This is a genomic window from Pectobacterium versatile, assembly GCF_020166435.1.
Lineage (GTDB): Bacteria > Pseudomonadota > Gammaproteobacteria > Enterobacterales > Enterobacteriaceae > Pectobacterium > Pectobacterium versatile.
This window is the reverse complement of the sequence record NZ_JAINZP010000021.1, coordinates 47,389-66,249: the sequence shown is the minus strand read 5'-3', so window position 1 is coordinate 66,249 and position 18,861 is coordinate 47,389. Positions and strand designations below refer to the sequence as shown.

At 50.2% G+C, this 18,861-nt stretch carries 13 protein-coding genes and 1 tRNA gene; 9 read left to right on the top strand and 5 right to left on the bottom strand.

Annotation, left to right across the window (positions count from 1 at the left end; all coding sequences use genetic code 11):
- Positions 1-166 precede the first annotated feature (166 nt).
- The 4 genes from K7X24_RS18120 (at position 167) to K7X24_RS18105 (ending at position 5,962) form a co-directional block, all read left to right on the top strand.
- Entirely contained in the window at positions 167-1,348 is a 1,182-nt protein-coding gene (locus K7X24_RS18120) for a YjgN family protein (protein ID WP_224556622.1), read from the top strand.
- A gap of 16 nt (positions 1,349-1,364) precedes the next feature.
- On the top strand, positions 1,365-2,402 hold the full coding sequence (locus tag K7X24_RS18115; protein ID WP_224556611.1) for a M48 family metallopeptidase: 1,038 nt from the start codon (positions 1,365-1,367) through the stop codon (positions 2,400-2,402).
- Between the two features lie 620 nt (positions 2,403-3,022).
- Positions 3,023-4,102, top strand: a complete 1,080-nt coding sequence (locus K7X24_RS18110) for an alpha/beta fold hydrolase (RefSeq protein WP_224556608.1) — start codon at positions 3,023-3,025, stop codon at positions 4,100-4,102.
- Positions 4,103-4,342: 240 nt separating this feature from the next.
- Positions 4,343-5,962: a methyl-accepting chemotaxis protein gene (locus K7X24_RS18105; protein ID WP_224556594.1), complete on the top strand. Its 1,620-nt coding sequence runs from the start codon at positions 4,343-4,345 to the stop codon at positions 5,960-5,962.
- Between the two features lie 66 nt (positions 5,963-6,028).
- On the opposite strand, the gene K7X24_RS18100 is transcribed toward K7X24_RS18105, so the two are convergent.
- The 5 genes from K7X24_RS18100 to pepA all read right to left on the bottom strand — a co-directional run bounded on the left by K7X24_RS18100 (position 6,029) and on the right by pepA (position 14,047).
- Positions 6,029-7,699, bottom strand: a complete 1,671-nt coding sequence (locus K7X24_RS18100) for a methyl-accepting chemotaxis protein (RefSeq protein WP_224556577.1) — start codon at positions 7,697-7,699, stop codon at positions 6,029-6,031.
- 733 nt (positions 7,700-8,432) lie between these two features.
- Positions 8,433-8,978: an RNA 2'-phosphotransferase gene (locus tag K7X24_RS18095; RefSeq protein WP_224556565.1), complete on the bottom strand. Its 546-nt coding sequence runs from the start codon at positions 8,976-8,978 to the stop codon at positions 8,433-8,435.
- A 120-nt stretch (positions 8,979-9,098) separates the two neighbouring features.
- Positions 9,099-11,969, bottom strand: a complete 2,871-nt coding sequence (locus K7X24_RS18090) for a valine--tRNA ligase (RefSeq protein ID WP_224556562.1) — start codon at positions 11,967-11,969, stop codon at positions 9,099-9,101.
- A gap of 12 nt (positions 11,970-11,981) precedes the next feature.
- Positions 11,982-12,431 carry a DNA polymerase III subunit chi gene (locus K7X24_RS18085; RefSeq protein ID WP_005973664.1) on the bottom strand — a complete coding sequence of 150 codons (450 nt, stop codon included), beginning with the start codon at positions 12,429-12,431 and terminating at the stop codon, positions 11,982-11,984.
- Positions 12,432-12,535: 104 nt separating this feature from the next.
- A complete protein-coding gene (gene pepA, locus K7X24_RS18080) occupies positions 12,536-14,047 on the bottom strand; it encodes a leucyl aminopeptidase (RefSeq protein ID WP_010284628.1) in 1,512 nt (503 codons plus the stop codon).
- Between the two features lie 282 nt (positions 14,048-14,329).
- Between pepA and lptF the strand changes: the two genes are divergently transcribed.
- The 5 genes from lptF (at position 14,330) to K7X24_RS18055 (ending at position 18,845) form a co-directional block, all read left to right on the top strand.
- A complete protein-coding gene (gene lptF / locus K7X24_RS18075; RefSeq protein ID WP_010298298.1) occupies positions 14,330-15,445 on the top strand; it encodes an LPS export ABC transporter permease LptF in 1,116 nt (371 codons plus the stop codon).
- On the top strand, positions 15,445-16,521 hold the full coding sequence (gene lptG, locus K7X24_RS18070) for an LPS export ABC transporter permease LptG (protein WP_010284634.1): 1,077 nt from the start codon (positions 15,445-15,447) through the stop codon (positions 16,519-16,521). Before lptF ends, lptG begins: the two co-directional genes overlap by 1 nt.
- 230 nt (positions 16,522-16,751) lie before the next feature.
- Positions 16,752-16,836, top strand: a tRNA-Leu gene (locus tag K7X24_RS18065).
- A 186-nt stretch (positions 16,837-17,022) separates the two neighbouring features.
- Positions 17,023-18,276 (top strand): tyrosine-type recombinase/integrase, encoded by a 1,254-nt coding sequence (locus K7X24_RS18060; RefSeq protein ID WP_224556557.1) that lies wholly within the window; start codon positions 17,023-17,025, stop codon positions 18,274-18,276.
- 299 nt (positions 18,277-18,575) lie between these two features.
- On the top strand, positions 18,576-18,845 hold the full coding sequence (locus tag K7X24_RS18055) for a hypothetical protein (RefSeq protein ID WP_224556554.1): 270 nt from the start codon (positions 18,576-18,578) through the stop codon (positions 18,843-18,845).
- Positions 18,846-18,861: the final 16 nt, after the last annotated feature.

Sequence of the window (18,861 nt, the reverse complement as noted above, 5' to 3'; positions counted from 1 at the left end):
TGGCTTTCCCTATTTCCTGTAATTAATAAGTACATTGGCTTGTTTAATTGCTGTTAACTTTTATTGTTGTCATTAACAGGACATGCTTAAATAAGCCGCTTTTTGTTGCCTATAACGTGTCGAACGAAGCGTTTATAAGGCTTATTTCTTTTAGGATGAAGGGTTTATGACTACCAATACTTCAGAAAATAACACGCAGCATCGCGTGCAGTTTCACGGTAAGGCTGGGGAATATTTTGCAATTTGGCTGGTGAATGCGTTATTAACGGTGATCACCTTAGGTATTTATTCTGCTTGGGCCACCGTGCGTCGCCGTCGTTATTTCTATGGTAACACGGAAATTAATGGTGACCGTTTTGATTACCACGCAGAGCCCATTCAGATCCTTAAAGGGCGTTTGCTGGTTATCGCCGGTATCATCTTGTTTTATGTCGTGATGATGATGTCACCAACGCTTGGTACCCTTATCGCGCTGGCATTTTCGGCACTTATTCCGATTATCGTGATCCGCAACTGGCGTTATGACGCTATTATGTCCAGCTACCGCGGCGTCCGTTTTAATTACCATTGTCAGACGGGCCGTGCATATTGGGTATTACTGCTTTGCCCTATTCTGTTGTTGCTGGCTTTTTATGCCGCGTTGATTGTGGCAGGGTTGATTGGGTCGCAGAGCGATAGTCCGATTCTGATTGGATTTATCGTGCTGGCGATTGCTATTCCAGGGTTTGCTGCGGTAAATGGCATCATGAAAATGATGCAGCTTGATTTCTATGTTAATAACCTGTCCTTCGGTAAAACGGCATTTAAAGCAGAACTAACGAAAGCGGCGTTTATTAAATTTTCCCTGATTAGCCTGCTGATTTTTGTTCCTTTCCTGATCGCGTCGCTGTCATTCATGGGCTCGTTCTTTTTCACGCTGTTCCAGATTGTGATGATGGGCGGTGGCAATGAAGATACTGTGCTCATGATGCTGCTAAGCAATATCTTTAATCTGGTGATGATGGTAATTGTGATGCTACTAGGCGCGCTGGTTTCCAGCAGCTATGTGGCGGTTGCACAGCGTAACTATTTGTTTAACCAAACGTCGCTGAATGGCGGTGTGAAATTGCACTCTTCTATGCAAACGCTGTCTTACATGGGATTACTGATAACCAATAGCCTGATTACTATTTTTTCTTTGGGTTGGGCAGCACCAGTGGCAGAGATTCGTCACGCACGCTATATCGCGAATGCGACAGCGATTGAAGGCGATCTGGCACTGCTGCACGTTCAGGCACACCAGGACACAGCAAACAGCGCACTGGCCGAAGAAGCCGTGCAGGCGCTCGATTTGGGTGTTGGCCTGTAAGTTATAAGGCAGGAATATGAATATTGAGGGGCATTATCAATACCCCGGATTGGCGGCCCGTGTGGCCGCTTCTCTTCATTTAACGGATAACGGTTCGACGATGGTGCTAAATACTGGGTCATCGAACACGACGTTTGCGCTGGAGCAGGTCACGGTTTCCGATGCATTGGGCTCCATTCCTCTGACGTTAACCTTTCCTGACGGTGGCCGTTTTGTTCCTGCCGACGACCCCGCCTTTCGCGCGTGGTATTCCGCAAGACGCCAACCGGGACTTGTACACCGTCTGGAACGCCATAAGCGTGGCGTCATTCTCACGTTATTCGCCACCGTATTGATAGTCATAAACTATGTTTACGTGGTACTGCCATGGGCAAGTTCCACTTTGGCGCTACGTATTCCTACTGCTATCGAACAGCAACTGGGACAACATACGCTGAAGTTATTACGCCACAGTGATTTTAAGCCTTCGAAACTGCCTATTGAGCGTCAGCAAGAAATGCAAACTCTGTTTCAACAGGTTATGCCCGCTGACATGCGGGAAGACAAAACGCCACTGCGTCTGGAGATCATGTCTGCGCCTATCGGGCCGAATGCTTTTATGCTGGCGGATGGCACGCTGATTATCAGTGACGATCTGGTGAAGCTGGCGAAAAATGACAACGAGCTGGCCGCGGTGATGCTGCATGAAATGGGACACCACGCCTATCGCCACCCAATGCGCATGGTGGTGCGTTCATCACTAGTATCGCTGACCTTCATGTGGGTGACGGGAGATGTCAGTGGCGTGGGGGATACGGTGTTGCAGTCTGCTGCTTTTATCAACGAGATGCAGTTTTCCCGCGACATGGAACGGGAAGCCGACGCATGGGCAATAGCAGAAATGCAGCAGCAAGGGCGTTCGCTTCAGTCGATGCAGGCGATGTATCGGGCCTTGATCGCTAACGACCGCAGTCAGGATGAAATTGATTCTCTGGATTTACCGGACTGGCTGAGTACGCACCCAGATATGGATGAGCGGCTGAAAGCCATTGAAAGCGAGATGAATAAGCACTAATCCTCAGTTCTCGATTCTCACCTCCGATCTAACCCTACCTTGTGTTAATCGTGTGTGGTTTCACCGCACACGATCTCTTTCTATACTCGTCATACTTCAAGTTGCATGTGCGTTGGCTACGCTACTCGGCACACTTGCGTGTGCCTCGCCCCGTTGGGGCCGCTGCAAGCAGCGTTCAAACCTGCCTATGGCAGGTTTGTCAGTCACCCGAATCACTTACTGAGTAAGCTCATCGGGACTCCCTCTCTTGCCGCGTTATTCGACCTTATGGCCTCACCCCCTCGGGGTCAGCGCAAGCACTGTTCAAAAACGCCTTGCCGTTTTTGTCCTGAAACTCGAATTATTTAGAGTATGATTATATTTTTGAGCAAAAAAAACGCACTTCGCTGTTTTTATAAACGCGAATGTCGAGTGAAAAGCATGAGCTACGTAGCCGGACGATTAACAGGAATGCGTTAAATATCATCCTATTAAAAACTATCTGTAGAATCTCTCGCGATAAATAAAAAAATCAGAGAATAATCTCTTTTTATTATTAGTTTGCTTATGTTTATTGGGATTTTTCCTAATAGACATTAAAATCGCGGCTTCACGACTTCATGATTACCGAAGAGTTATTTATGATTAATCGAATTCTATCAGGGGTGGTGGGCGCATTTCTGTTAATGCTGTCACCATTAACGCATGCACAGGCCAATTTCCCAGAGCCCAAAGAAGGCGACTGGATTGCGCCCGAATTTACCTTCAACAGCGGCGAAAAATTAAAAGATCTGCGTATTCACTACTACACGATCGGTGATAAAACCAAGCCCGCTGTCTTATTGCTACATGGAACGAACCAGCCGATTAAATCACTGTTAGCAAATGGCTTTGGTGGAGAGCTTTTCGGGCCGGGTCAGGCGCTGGATAGCAGTAAATATTTTATTATCATGCCGGAGAGCATTGGTTCTGGAAAATCGTCCAAACCTTCAGACGGCTTGCGGATGAAATTTCCACAGTACGATTATAACGATATGGTGCAGGCACAATATCGCTTAATCAAAGAAGGGTTGGGTATTAACCACCTGCGCCTGGTGATGGGATATTCCATGGGCGGCATGCAAACCTGGCTTTGGGGTGAAAAATACCCAGATATGATGGATGCGCTGGTGCCAATGGCATCGTTGCCAAATGAACTGTCCGGTCGTAATTGGATGATGCGTCGCATCTTGATTGAATCCATCAAGAACGATCCGGTGTGGAATAACGGTGATTACACACAGCAGCCGCCAACGCTGAAAACGGCCAACATTATGTTCAGTATCGCCACCACCGGCGGCACACTGGCGTATCAGAGCAAAGCACCAACGCGTGCACAGGCCGACAAACTGGTAGAAGATCGCCTTGCGGCACCGTCGACCAGCGATGCCAACGACTTTATTTATATCTGGGGCTCGTCTGCGAATTATAACGCGGCACCGGAACTGAATAAAATTAAGGTGCCTGTTCTGGTGATTAACTCTGCAGATGATGAGCGTAATCCTATTGAAACAGGCATCTTGGATAATGAGCTTAAGAAAATTAAGCAGGCGACGTTGTTCCTTATTCCTGCCAGTAAAGATACCAGTGGACATGGCACGATGATGTCGGCGAAGTTTTATAAAGATGAATTGCAACGTTTCTTAGCAAAGAATCAGTCTCAGAAAAATAATAAAAAATAAATCCTACTGACTGACAGAATGCCTATTTTCTGTCGGTCAGTATCTTCTTTATACGTTTCTTTATTTTTATTACGGTTTTATAACGAATTTATTTCAGGCGATAGCTACGCGAATGCTTTAGCAAATGAATTGCTATAGCAATGAAAATTGAAATATAACGACTATTACGTAAATAACCGAACAGTTCTGCTGTAGAGCTGCCGCTCACCCTTTCTTGTTTTCAGACTACAGGGATAATTTATGTTTCGTAAGATAAAGATTCGTACTGCACTCAGCATGATGGTGTTTTCTTTAGCGGCGTTACTGCTTTTCGTCGGCGTGTTAGGGTTGGTTGCTGTTCAGTCAGGGAATAAATCATTTGCTCGCGTCGATATGGAAGTGCTGCCAGGGCTGGTTGCACTGAATGACAGCTCCGAACTGCTGCTGCGTGGTCGATTGGATTTACGTCTGTACGAATCATTAATGGGGAAAGGGGACGTCGAGGCTGCTAAAGTTGCGCTGGGACGCGCCAGAGGCAAGGTCGATGGTGCGAGCGAGAAATGGCAGGAATACCTGAAATACCCACAGTCCGAAGCGGAAAAAGTCATTTCTTCGGATATGGCCGAAAAACGCAATACGCTGATGCAAGAGTTTATTGATCCGGCATTTGCGGCGCTTAACGCCGGGAATCTAGATGAATATCGCCAGCGTGCGGGGAAATCGACGGTACTGTATGCCGCATTTGATAAATCCTCTAAAGCGTTGGTTGCCTTCAAGCTGGAGAATATTCATGAAGCCTACGCGGATTCGAATGACCGCGTGGAACTGATGGAAACTATCCTGTACGGCGCGATCGCCTGTGCGTTGCTGCTGGCGGCGCTGGCTTGGTCTGTGATGACCAATATGATCGTGAAACCGCTGAATCAGGCTATTTCCGTCTTTGACCGCATTGCTGAAGGTGACCTGCGAGCGCAGATTGATAGCAGTGGGAAAAATGAAATTGCACATCTGTTTGCTGCGGTTCAACGCATGCGTGACGGGCTGGAAAATATGGTGCGCGTGGTGCGTAACGGAACCGATGCGATAAGTGTTGGGGTTGAAGAAATAGCATCCGGCAACATAGACCTCTCTAGCCGCACCGAGCAGCAGGCGGCCTCGTTGGATGAAACCGCTTCAAGCATGGAACAGATCATGTCGACGGTGAAAAACAACGAAGACAACACGCGTAAAGCCAACGATCTGGCGCTGAAAGCCTCTAATTCCGCGTCTCGCGGCGGGAACGTTGTCTCTGAAGTGGTTGATACCATGCGTTCCATCAAGCAGAGTTCTGCCAAGATCTCCGACATTGTTGGCGTAATCGACGGCATCGCTTTCCAGACCAACCTGTTGGCGCTGAACGCGGCGGTGGAATCTGCGCGTGCGGGTCAATACGGTAAAGGCTTTGCGGTAGTGGCTTCCGAAGTGCGGATGCTGGCTGCGCGCAGTGCGACGGCCGCGAAAGAGATCGGCACTATGATCGATGACTCTCTCAGCCGTATTGAAAAGGGCGCGGGGCTGGTTGAAGTCGCGGGTAACACTATGGACGAAGTGCTGATGGATGTGAAAAAAGTGGTCGATATTATGGATGAGATCACGCTGGCTTCCAGCGAGCAGAGTCGCGGTATTTCACAGATCAATATCGCCATCAACCAGATGGATGGTGTGACTCAGCAGAATGCATCCTTGGTATCCGAAGTCGCGACGTCAGCGAATTCACTTCAGGAGCAGGTTATTAATCTGCAACAGTCCGTTTCCCGTTTCCAGATCGCAAGAGAAAACATGGAACTGGGTAATGTGCTGCCCGGCCTGCGCCAGAACATTGCGCTGGCCGATGCCCGCTAATCGTTAAATGACTGAATCACCTGTTTTGACCCCTGACAAACGTGTTTGTCAGGGGTATTTTCAACATTAGAAGCTGGTCCAGTCCCCTGAATTTTGGTGTGCAGCGCCAGCCGCTGCAGGAAGCATCGCTTTTGGCGATAAGGCTCGGTGTGTTAATTGTGGTGCAGAGATTGACGACTGACTGCCTGCCACTTTAAACACGGAGACCGCTCTAACAAGTAGGTCGGCTTGATCCTGAAGACTCAGTGCCGCTGCTGCTGATTCTTCCACGAGTGCGGCGTTCTGCTGTGTTGTCTGATCCATCTGATTGACCGCGATACCCACCTGATCAACCCCCGTAGATTGCTCCGCGCTGGCTGAGCTGATTTCTGCCACCGTATCAGTTAACTGACGAATAGCGACCACGACTTGTTGCATGGTTTCCCCGGCTTTATTCGCCAAATCGGATCCCTGTTCTACGCGCTCGACGCTTGTTGTGATCAACGTTTTAATCTCTTTTGCAGCCTCTGCGCTTCGCTGTGCCAGACTACGCACTTCCCCTGCGACAACCGCGAATCCACGCCCTTGTTCGCCCGCTCGTGCTGCCTCTACCGCGGCGTTGAGAGCCAGTATGTTGGTCTGAAAAGCAATACTATCAATGACATTGATGATGTCTGCAATGCTCCGGGAACTTTCGTCAATGGCCTTCATCGTTACTACGACGTCATCAACCACCTGGCCTCCCTGCTGTGCCACCGTGCTGGCGTTTTTGGCTAGCTGATCGGCCTGACGAGCATTATCGGCGTTATTTTTCACCGTCATGCCCAGTTGAGTCATGGTGGAAGAGGTTTCTTCTAACGCACTTGCCTGTTCTTCGGTTCGGGATGAAAGGTCCGCATTGCCTTGGGCAATTTGTATACTCGCGGTGGCGACACTCTCCGCATTATCTCTGACAGTGATGACCGTTTTGGTCAGCGAGGATTGCATATCACGCATTGCTTCCAGCAACTGGCCTACTTCATCACGGCTATCGACTGCAATCGTTCCACGCAAGTCACCTTCGCCAATGCGCTGAGCAGAAGATAGCGCAATGGATAAAGGCGCGGTCACACTGCGCGTCAGCAACCAGGCAATCAGCATCCCTAAAATGGCTGAAAAGGCTGACAGTAAGAGTGTCCAGAACAGGGCTTCGGAAATAAATAACTTTGTCTCAACTTTGGACTTGTCGACGTTTTCTTGTTGATAATCAAGAAGTTCGCCCAGTTTAGTGAAATAACTTTTTTGAATTTTAGCGACATCATTGAATAAAAATGCCGTTGCCTGTTCATCCGTCCCTTCAAGGGCATAGGTTATGGCTTGATCAATAGTAATACCATATTGTTTTCTTATGTCTGTTAATTCATCAAACAGTTCCCGGCCTTTCCCAAATTTTATTATGTTGTCTAAATGACTATATGTCGCGTTTGAGGCTGTCGTTATAGCGGTGATAGTTTGTCTTAAATTCTGTTTTTCCTGACGTTTATCACCGGGGAGTAAGATAATATCCCGTACTGTCTGGATATTATTATTTAAATGGTCTCTTATATCGCGTAACAGATTGGTCTTAACTATTCTATCTTCGGTAATTTTATCGACCTCTTTTTCTATGTTTTTTATAAAAACATATTCGAGCGACGACAGTGTCAACGTTAGTGTAATCAGTAACCCGAACCCCAGAAAGAGTCGATTGCCAATTCTCATATTCTTCAAAAAATTCATTATGGTACTAATCCTTTCTTATACTGTTTATATTATTTTTTACATACATAATGATCGCTCTATACGTGGAGCGATTCATCATTTTCTGCACCTGGTTTATTCCCCTGACGTTTACGTCAGAGGAATGAATTGGCAGCTTCCCTTTACCTGCCATGAACGTTTGCGTGAACACGTTACTTTTTCATTCATTTTAGCCCTATGGATACTGTCGGCAGAGCTGAGATATTCTTTATTTATATTTTATGTTATTGATATGTATGGTTTTTAATCCGTTACTGGATCGGTCGGAGCGCAATGTGTAATCGCTTTTATCAACCCTATTCTGATTGAAACATAACCAAGTGTAATGTTTACCTATAGCCTCACACTATAGTAATCCTATTATCGATCGGATTCACCAATCATTAGGCCGTTCAATTTTTCATATTCGATCGTTAATTTCTATCAAAAATAAGCAATAGATTTTTGGAAATAAAGTAAGGGATTAGATAATTAATCTGTCGTTACGCTAAATAGCATTGTTTTTATTCACGGCTATTCGGCGGTATTTAGTGGATAACGCTTAATTAGAGAAAATTTGCATAGTAAAATGAATTGAATAATGAAGGAGACATGCTGCTAGTTCTTTATCGGAACACTGTGCTGGCCGATGCCCGCTAATTGTTAAATGAGCTTATCACCTGTTTTCGCTAATGTTATGTGGACAGCGAAGACAGGTGACTCATACACGTATTCATTCATCGATAAACGGCACGGGAACCGTCAGGGTTAACCAGACGCCGTTATCCGCCTGATAAAAAATTATCCCTTGTTGATGCATTTCCTGCGCCCTTATTTTTAATACTACGGGCTTGCCATGCCGCTGGCCGACGTTTATCGCCGTGGCTTCATCGGCAGACAAGTGCACATACTGACGTGAACCAGAAAGCAAACCCTGCTGATTTATCGAATCGACAAATCGGGTTGCCGTGCCGTGGTAAAGAAATTCGGGCGGCACTTTGGGCTCGTAATGCATATCGACCTGCGATGATGAGTGCCCCTGCGCTGCACGGATCGATAACCCATCCGGCGAAATAGAAAACCGCTTTTTGTCACTGTTATCAACGACAGATTGAATCACTTCTCTGGTAAGAAGCCGTCCATCTTTAGCTGCACCAGTAATCAGTTCAGCTATGTTTGCCCAGCCGTCGCTGCTTAGCGTTAACCCAATAGCTTCGGGCTTGTGCCGTAAAACGTAGCTAAGAAACTTGCTGGTCTCAGCATGATTCGTGTTGCTCATTGTGTTACCCCCTTCATGCATTTTGTGAGGTGAATCAGTGTGAAGTGAATAAAATAAAAAGCCCCGTTTTGCAACGAGGCTTTCGTATTTACCATACTACCGCTAGAAAATCGGTTAGCGTTACAACGCAGCGATGACCGCGTGCTGTTCCAGCAGTTTGGCTTTCGCTACGGCGTAGCCATCCAGCTTCTCACGCTCTTTGGCAACGACCGCTTCCGGTGCGCGAGCCACAAAGCCTTCGTTGGACAGCTTACTTTCGATGCGCTCAATCTCGGCTTCGATTTTCGCCACTTCTTTCGTCAGACGATCCAACTCTGCCGCTTTATCGATCAGGCCAGCCATCGGGATTAACAGCTCGGCACCCTCGATGAGTTTAGTGACGGAAACCGGACCTTTGTCGCCCGCAGGCAGCAGCGTAATGCTTTCCAGACGCGCCAGCGTTTGGATGAAGCTGCGGTTCTCTTCCACGCGACGCTGTGCTTCAGCAGTGACATCACGCAGTAACACTTCCAGCGGTTTGCCCGGCGCGATGTTCATTTCCGCACGAATGTTACGCACCGCGATAATCGCCTGCTTAATCCATTCCAGATCGTTCAGCGCCAGCGTATCTTCCTGCGCGGCATCGAACTCAGGGAACGGCTGTAACATGATGCTTTCATTTGTACGAACAGCGGCGCTAATGCCTTTCAGCGCTTTAACGCGTAGCCAGATGGTTTCGGTAATGAACGGAATAATCGGGTGTGCCAGACGCAGCAACGCTTCCAGTACGGTAACCAGCGTATGGCGCGTACCGCGAAGTTCCGCTTCCGATCCGCCATTCATCACAGGCTTCGTCAGCTCCAGATACCAGTCGCAGAACTGATTCCAGGTGAATTCGTACAGAATACCGGCCGCAATATCAAAGCGATAGCTGTCCAGCGCTTCGCGGTAGGCTTTCACCGTACGGTTGAATTCCGCCAGAATCCAGCGGTCAGCCAGCGACAGCACTTTCTCGCCTGCGCCAAAGCCGCAATCCTGATCTTCGGTGTTCATCAGCACAAAACGGCTAGCGTTCCACAGCTTGTTACAGAAGTTGCGGTAACCTTCCAGACGCTTCATGTCCCAGTTGATGTCGCGACCGGTAGAGGCCAGTGCCGCCAGCGTGAAGCGCAGGGCATCTGTACCGTGAGGTTCGATGCCGTTCGGGAACTGTTTCTCGGTGCGCTTGCGGATTTTTTCCGCCAGCTGCGGCTGCATCATATTGCCGGTACGTTTTTCCAGCAGGGCTTCCAGCGAGATACCGTCCACCATATCCAGCGGGTCGATGACGTTCCCTTTGGATTTAGACATCTTCTGGCCTTCCTCATCACGGATCAGGCCGGTCATGTAAACGGTGTGGAATGGCACCTGCGATTTGCCGTCTTCATCTTTGATGAAATGCATGGTCAGCATGATCATGCGAGCAATCCAGAAGAAGATGATGTCGAAGCCGCTGACCATCACGCTGCTTGGGTGGAAAGCTTTCAGATCAGGGGTTTGCTCTGGCCAACCCAGCGTAGAGAACGTCCACAGCCCGGATGAGAACCAGGTATCCAGTACGTCTTCATCCTGATTCAGAACGACATTATCAGCGAGGTTGTTTTCACTGCGTACTTCCGCTTCGGTACGGCCCACATAGACGTTGCCGTTGGCATCGTACCAGGCCGGAATGCGGTGACCCCACCACAGTTGACGGGAAATACACCAGTCCTGAATGTCGCGCATCCAGCTGAAGTACATGTTTTCGTACTGTTTTGGTACGAACTGGATGCGGCCATCTTCTACCGCTTCCACTGCCGGTTTAGCCAGTACGGCAGCACGCACGTACCACTGGTCGGTCAGCATCGGCTCAATGACAACGCCGCCACGGTCACCGTAAGGCACGGTCAGATCGTGCGCTTTGATCTCTTCCAGCAGGCCGAGTTCATCGAATGCGGCTACCAGCGCTTTACGTGCGGCAAAACGCTCCAGACCCTGGAAGGCTTCTGGAATGTCGCTGCTGTAAGCGGTGCTGGCTTCGCCATTGGTATCAAAAATTTCAGCGCTCTGGCGGATATCACCGTCGAACGTCAGGATGTTCACCATCGGCAACTGGTGGCGTTTACCAACTTCGTAGTCGTTGAAGTCGTGCGCTGGCGTGATCTTCACGCAGCCAGTGCCTTTTTCCATATCGGCATGTTCGTCGCCAACGATCGGAATACGGCGGCCAATCAGCGGCAGGATCACCTCTTTGCCGATCAGATCTTTATAACGCGGATCTTCCGGGTTAACGGCGACACCGGTATCACCCAGCACAGTTTCCGGGCGGGTGGTCGCGACGACCAGATAGTCTTTTCCGTCGGCGGTTTTCACGCCATCAGCCAGCGGATAGCGCAGGTGCCACATCGACCCTTTCACTTCGCGGTTTTCTACTTCCAGATCGGAAATCGCGGTGCGCAGTTTCGGATCCCAGTTCACCAGACGCTTGCCACGGTAAATCAGGTCTTCTTTATACAGACGGACGAACACTTCTTTCACCGCGTTGGACAGGCCTTCATCCATAGTGAAGCGTTCGCGCTCCCAGTCAACGGAGTTACCCAGACGACGCATCTGATTAGTAATGTTGCCACCGGATTCGCCTTTCCACTGCCAGATTTTGTCGATGAACGCTTCGCGGCCGTAATCGTGGCGAGTTTTGCCTTCTTCTGCGGCGATCTTGCGCTCAACGACCATTTGCGTGGCGATACCCGCGTGGTCAGTACCCGCCTGCCACAGGGTATTTTTGCCCTGCATGCGCTGATAGCGGATCAACGTATCCATAATGGTTTGCTGGAAAGCATGACCCATATGCAAGCTGCCGGTGACGTTGGGCGGCGGGATCATGATGCTGAAGCTTTCTTTACTCGTGTCGCCGTGCGGCTTGAAGTAGCCTTGCTTTTCCCAGTGTTCGTAGAGCGGCTGCTCGATATCTTGCGGGTTATATTTCGTTTCCATTATGCTCAAAATTCAGTGAGTTGGCGGCGTAGCCGTGGTCAATTGGAAGCCGACGCTGCGATAGGTTTTATAGCGGTCGCGCGCCAACTGTTTCAAGGATTCTTCGTAAGGGACAAAGTCTATCACTTCATGGAAAGCGGTGGCAAAATCTGCGAACTGCGGCAATAGGCTGATCAGCAGATCTCGTGGCGCGTTGCCACGCCGCTGCGGCCAGGCCAGTTCAACCGGTGCGCCGTGACGCGGCCCTTCGCCTGCCAGATTATGCGGCACGAATGCGTTGGGATCGCGTTGCCACAGCGCCTCGTCCAGTCTGATGGCCTGTTGCTCGTCTTCACAGGCAATCAGCACGCGCTTTCCTGCTCGCCAACGTTCTGCCGCCAGATCGCATGCCAGTGCCTCATGGGCGCTGAGCTCACCGCTTTTGCTGTCGTGTTCGAGAAGATAGAACGTTGCGTTTTTCATTGTTTACACTATTGATAAGGGCCGGAATATCCGGCCCGATAGACAATTACCTTATAAGGATAAGGCAATCGCTGGCTTTGGTCATCGCCGTTGACGTGAAAGTCTTATTCTACGTCGTTCTGTCCGGCGCGGTTAAGCAGGAACTGTGATAACAGCGCGACCGGACGACCCGTTGCGCCTTTGGCTTTACCAGAACGCCAAGCGGTGCCCGCGATATCCAGATGCGCCCAGCTGTACTTACGCGTAAAGCGCGACAGGAAGCAGCCTGCGGTAATCGCTCCGCCCGGACGACCACCAATATTCGCCATATCGGCAAAATTGGATTCCAGCTGTTCCTGGAATTCGTCGGTCAGCGGCAGACGCCATGCGCGGTCGCCAGACTGCTCGGACGCGCTCAACAGTTCGTGCGCCAGCGGATTGTGGTTCGCCATCAGCCCGGTGATGTGGTGCCCCAGCGCAATCACGCACGCGCCGGTCAGCGTCGCGACGTCAATCACCACGTCTGGCTCATAACGCTCAACGTAGGTCAGCGTATCACACAAGACCAGACGACCTTCCGCATCGGTGTTCAGCACTTCTACCGTTTGGCCGGACATTGTGGTCAGCACGTCTCCCGGACGGTATGCACGGCCATCGACCATGTTTTCACAGCCCGCCAGCACGCCGATGATATTCAATGGCAGCGCCAGTTCGGCCGCCATGCGCATCACGCCGTAGACCGTGGCCGCGCCGCACATGTCGTACTTCATTTCGTCCATGCTGTCGGCAGGTTTGATGGAGATGCCGCCGGAATCGAACGTCAGCCCTTTACCTACCAGCACAATCGGGCGGGTTTCCGGGTTCGGATCGCCTTTATATTCGATCACGGACATCAGCGATTCATTCTGCGAGCCCTGACCCACGGCCAGATAGGCATTCATGCCCAGCTCTTTCATCTGCTGTTCACCAATCACGCGCGTGATGATGTTCTGGCTGTAGGTATCGGCCAGTTGACGCGCTTGCGAAGCCAGATACGCGGCATTACAGATATTCGGTGGCATGTTGCCGAGATCTTTCGCGGCTTTGATGCCCGCTGCAATCGCCAGACCGTGCTGAATAGCGCGCTCGCCGCTGGTAAGCTCACGGCGCGTCGGTACGTTGAATACCATTTTGCGCAGTGGACGGCGCAGCTCGACCTTATTGCTCTTAAGCTGATCGAAGGTATACAGCGTCTCTTTTGCAGTTTCGACCGCCTGACGCACTTTCCAGTACGTGTTACGGCCTTTCACGTGCAGCTCGGTCAGGAAGCAGACTGCTTCCATCGAGCCGGTTTCGTTCAGGGCGTTGATCGTCTTCTGAATCACCTGTTTGTACTGGCGTTCATCAAGTTCGCGCTCTTTACCGCAACCAATCAGCAGAATGCGCTCGGAAAGAATGTTAGGTACATGGTGCAAGAGCAGTGATTGCCCCACTTTGCCTTCTAATTCACCACGGCGAAGCAACGCGCTGATGTAGCCGTCGCTGATTTTATCGAGTTGTTCGGCAATAGGGGACAGACGACGCGGTTCAAACACGCCGACGACAATGCAGGCACTGCGTTGTTTTTCCGGGCTACCGCTTTTTACGCTGAACTCCATGTACTCTCCTGAATCTTAAAGACAACGGCGGGGGCAACGGCTAGAATGTGACACTCCGTAATACTTCCCGCCGTTGCGTTAACATAACCTGTGTTAATCTTAACGACGTAACGAACCTGTTTTAGTGACTAATAAGCAGGTTCTGATACAACAGCTCAAACGCAGTGTGTTGTAATACAGTTTTAGCTAAGAGGGCAGCCAAAAATGAGTATAAATGGCGCGTTAGCGAAGAAACTATCGATTTTCCTGCAAAAAGACAAGTTTTCACAGGCGTAATTAAGCGTGATCATCATTCGATATCTGGTACGGGAAACCTTTAAGAGCCAACTGGCCATCCTTTTCATTCTGTTACTGATTTTCTTTTGTCAGAAATTGGTACGGATACTGGGTGCCGCTGTTGATGGTGAAATCCCGACAAATTTGGTTATCTCCCTGTTGGGATTGGGCGTGCCAGAAATGGTGCAGCTCATCCTGCCATTAAGTCTGTTTCTTGGCGTATTGATGACGTTTGGCCGCCTCTATGCGGAAAGCGAGATCACCGTCATGCACGCCTGCGGGCTGGGCAAACGCGTGTTGCTGAAAGCCGCGCTGGTTCTGGCGGTGTTCACTGCCATTGTCGCCACCATTAACGTCATGTGGCTCAGCCCGTGGTCGTCCCGGCATCAGGAAGAAGTACTGGCGGAAGCGAAGGCAAACCCCGGCATGGCAACGCTGGTAGAAGGGCAGTTCCAGTCCGCACAGGGTGGCAACGCGGTGTTGTTTGTCGGCAATGTCAAAGGCTCGGAGTTTGAGCACGTCTTTCTGGCACAGCTGCGCCCCAGCGGTAACGCACGACCTTCTGTCGTCGTTGCCGATCGCGGTCATATCAAGCAAAACGAAGACGGTGCGCAGGTCGTAACGCTGGATAACGGTTCACGTTACGAAGGCACGGCGCTGCTGCGTGATTTTCGTATCACGGATTTCACCAACTATCAGGCCGTGATTGGTCACCAGAGCGTGACGCTCAATAATAGCGACGTGCAGCAAATGGATATGCAGACCCTGTGGCATTCGGATGCGCACGATGCGCGTGCAGAGTTCCACTGGCGACTGACGTTGATTATTTCGGTACTGATCATGGCGATGATGGTGGTGCCGCTGAGTGTGGTGAACCCACGTCAGGGTAGGGTATTGAGCATGCTGCCTGCGATGCTGCTGTACCTGATTTTCTTCCTGCTGCAAAGCTCTCTGCGTTCTAACGCCAGTAAAGGCAAAATCGATCCGATGGTATGGGTCTGGCTGACCAACCTGACGTATTTCGGTATCGCTGTGATGCTTAACCTATGGGATACCGTGCCGATGCGCAAAGTGCGCGCCCGCTTTAAGCCTCGTATTCTTAGAACACAAGGAGCGGCCTGATGTTTGGTGTATTAGACCGCTATATCGGCAAAACGATTTTCACCACCATCATGACGACGTTGTTCATGCTGGTGTCGCTCTCCGGCATCATCAAATTTGTCGACCAACTGCGTAAAGTTGGGCAGGGCGAGTATTCGGCGCTGGGCGCTGGGTTGTACACGTTGCTCAGCGTACCTAAAGATATTGAGATCTTCTTCCCAATGGCGGCGCTGCTCGGCGCATTGCTCGGGCTGGGCCAGCTTGCGACCCGCAGCGAACTGGTGGTGATGCAGGCTTCCGGCTTTACCCGCTTGCAGATCGCGACGGCCGTGATGAAAACTGCGATCCCGCTGGTGCTGCTAACGATGGCGATTGGCGAATGGGTGTCTCCGCAAGGGGAACAGATGGCGCGCAACTACCGCTCTCAGATGATCTCCGGTGGGTCGATGATCTCTACGCAGGGCGGACTGTGGGCAAAAGACGGTAATGACTTTATCTATATCGAACGGGTGACGGGCGATAAAGAGCTGTCTGGCGTCAACATCTACCACTTCGACGATAAGAACAAGCTGCTATCCGTGCGCTATGCGGCTTCCGCAGAGTTTGAAGATGACAGGAATGTCTGGAAGCTCTCGCAAGTTGATGAATCTGATTTGAGCGACGGCAAACAAATTGGTGGCAGCCAGACGTTCAGCGGAGAATGGAAAACCAACCTGACGCCGGATAAGCTGGGCGTGGTGGCGCTTGAGCCTGATGCGCTGTCGATCCGTGGGCTACATAATTACGCCAAATACCTGAAACAAAGCGGGCAAGAGTCGAATCGCTACCAGCTGAACATGTGGAGCAAAATCTTTGCACCGGTCTCAGTGGCGGTGATGATGCTCATGGCAGTCTCTTTCATCTTCGGCCCGCTGCGCAGCGTGTCGGCAGGTTCACGCATTGTGATAGGTATCAGCTTCGGCTTCCTCTTCTACCTGCTGAATGAGATTTTCCGTCCACTCAGCCTGGTCTATGGCATCCCGCCGATCCTGGGCGCGATCTTGCCGAGCTCGGTGTTTCTGTTCATCAGCGTCGCGCTGCTGCTTAAACGCCGATAGCAGCCAATAAATCAGAGAAAGCGCCGAGTGGATCACTCCTCGGCGCTTTTTTATTGGCTGTGACAAAGTGCCCTCGACAACGTCAATTACCGCACCATATTAAGGCGAAGCGGGCATAACACGTTGCTAAAGATGATTTTTTCAGCACTTAACCGAACACGGAGTGGATTAACGTTGCGCGAGAGCCGTCAAACGGTATAATGCACCCGTTTTCCGCATACTACTTCTGTGCCGAAGTGGCGAAATCGGTAGACGCAGTTGATTCAAAATCAACCATCGAAAGATGTGCCGGTTCGAGTCCGGCCTTCGGCACCAACAGTATGTAAATAGACCTCAACTGAGGTCTTTTTTTATGCCTAAAATCCAGTATTTATCCCCCTTTCCCGCTATATTAACTCTCTCAGGGTCAACCGACTTCAATGTACATCTACCAACAGTTGTTGGTACAGATGATGGTATTTCCGGTTCGATAATGCATATACCAACAGGGAGGGCCTAAACATGGCGCTTACTGATATCAAAGTCAGAACAGCCAAGCCTGCCGATAAGCAATACAAGCTTACCGACGGCAACGGCATGCACCTGCTGATTCATCCCAATGGTTCAAAGTACTGGCGCTTACAGTATCGCTTTGGCGGTAAACAGAAGATGCTGGCACTGGGTGTTTATCCTGATGTCTCTCTGGCCGATGCACGAGCACGGCGTGATGAAGCGCGTAAGCTACTGGCGAACGGCAGTGACCCTGGTGATAAAAAGAAATCTGATAAGATTGAACAGAGCGAGGCGTTGACCTTTCGAGAAGTTGCCATTGAATGGCATGCCACCAATAAAAAGTGGTCGGAAGAGCATAGCCGTCGCGTGCTGAAAAGCCTGGAAGATAATCTTTTCTCCGCTATCGGTAAACGCAACATTGCTGAGCTTAAAACCCGTGACCTGCTTGCACCCATCAAGGCAGTGGAACAGTCGGGCCGTCTTGAAGTTGCCTCACGACTTCAGCAACGTACAACCGCAATAATGCGTTACGCGGTACAGAGCGGATTAATTGACTACAACCCGGCGCAGGAAATGGCGGGCGCTGTAGCGTCCAGCAATCGACAGCATCGTCCGGCATTGGAATTAAAGCATACTCCCGAACTGCTTCAACGCATTGATAGCTATACCGGCAGGCCATTGACTCGTTTGGCTGTCGAGTTGACGCTACTGATCTTTATCCGTTCCAGCGAGTTGCGCTTTGCCCGTTGGTCGGAGATCGATTTTGAAACATCAATGTGGACCATTCCCCCTGAGCGCGAACCCATCGAAGGGGTGAAACATTCCCATCGAGGTTCTAAGATGCGTACTCCGCATCTGGTGCCACTTTCCCGACAGGCGCTGGTTATTCTGAAGCAAATACAACAATTCAGTGGCGACCATGAGCTGATCTTTATTGGCGATCACGATCCGCGTAAGCCAATGAGTGAAAACACGGTGAATAAGGCGCTGCGGGTTATGGGGTATGACACCAAGGTTGAAGTCTGCGGCCACGGCTTCAGAACGATGGCCTGTAGCTCGCTGATTGAATCGGGGTTATGGTCGAGGGATGCGGTAGAACGGCAGATGAGCCATATAGAGCGTAACTCTGTACGAGCAGCGTATATCCACAAGGCGGAGCACCTGGACGAACGCAAGCTGATGCTGCAATGGTGGGCGGATTATCTCGATGCGAATCGGGAGAAGGCGGTGAGTGCGTTTGATTTTGGGAAAGTTAGCCATTAGTTCACGCAGGTGTGCGCGGCGGCTCTATTTGTAAGAGGTTTCATTGCGCTGTTGGGGCCCCTAACAAGCTTTATGACTGGGGCCATTTATTTTTTATCCTCTAAACCCTCAACTTACTTAATCTATAGAGATGCTACTGCGTTTTTTGTTTCTTGACACTGTTGAGTGTTTGCAGGATGATGAATTCATTGATTCATTTTATCTCTATATTGTCTCTATAGATATTGATGTTGCGATGCTACAGGCGGCCACCTGTAGCGATCACTTAAACTCCAACTTGCCAGAAGGAAATAGAAGCTATGCCAGTATATCAAATTAACTACGATCTGCGTAAACAGCGTAACTATTCGTCTCTTATCGAACGTATTCAGTCCTATGGGAACTGGTGTCATCCTCTTGAGTCGACCTGGATTATCGTTACAGACCAAACCGCAGTGCAGGTCCGCGATAACCTTAAGGCGGTAATGGATGCTGATGATGGGCTTTTGGTTACTCGCTTACAGGGAGAGGCAGCGTGGTATGGGTTATCAAATGAGATCTCTCAGTGGCTGAAAGATAATTTACAGTAATTTCGTGAGATCTATA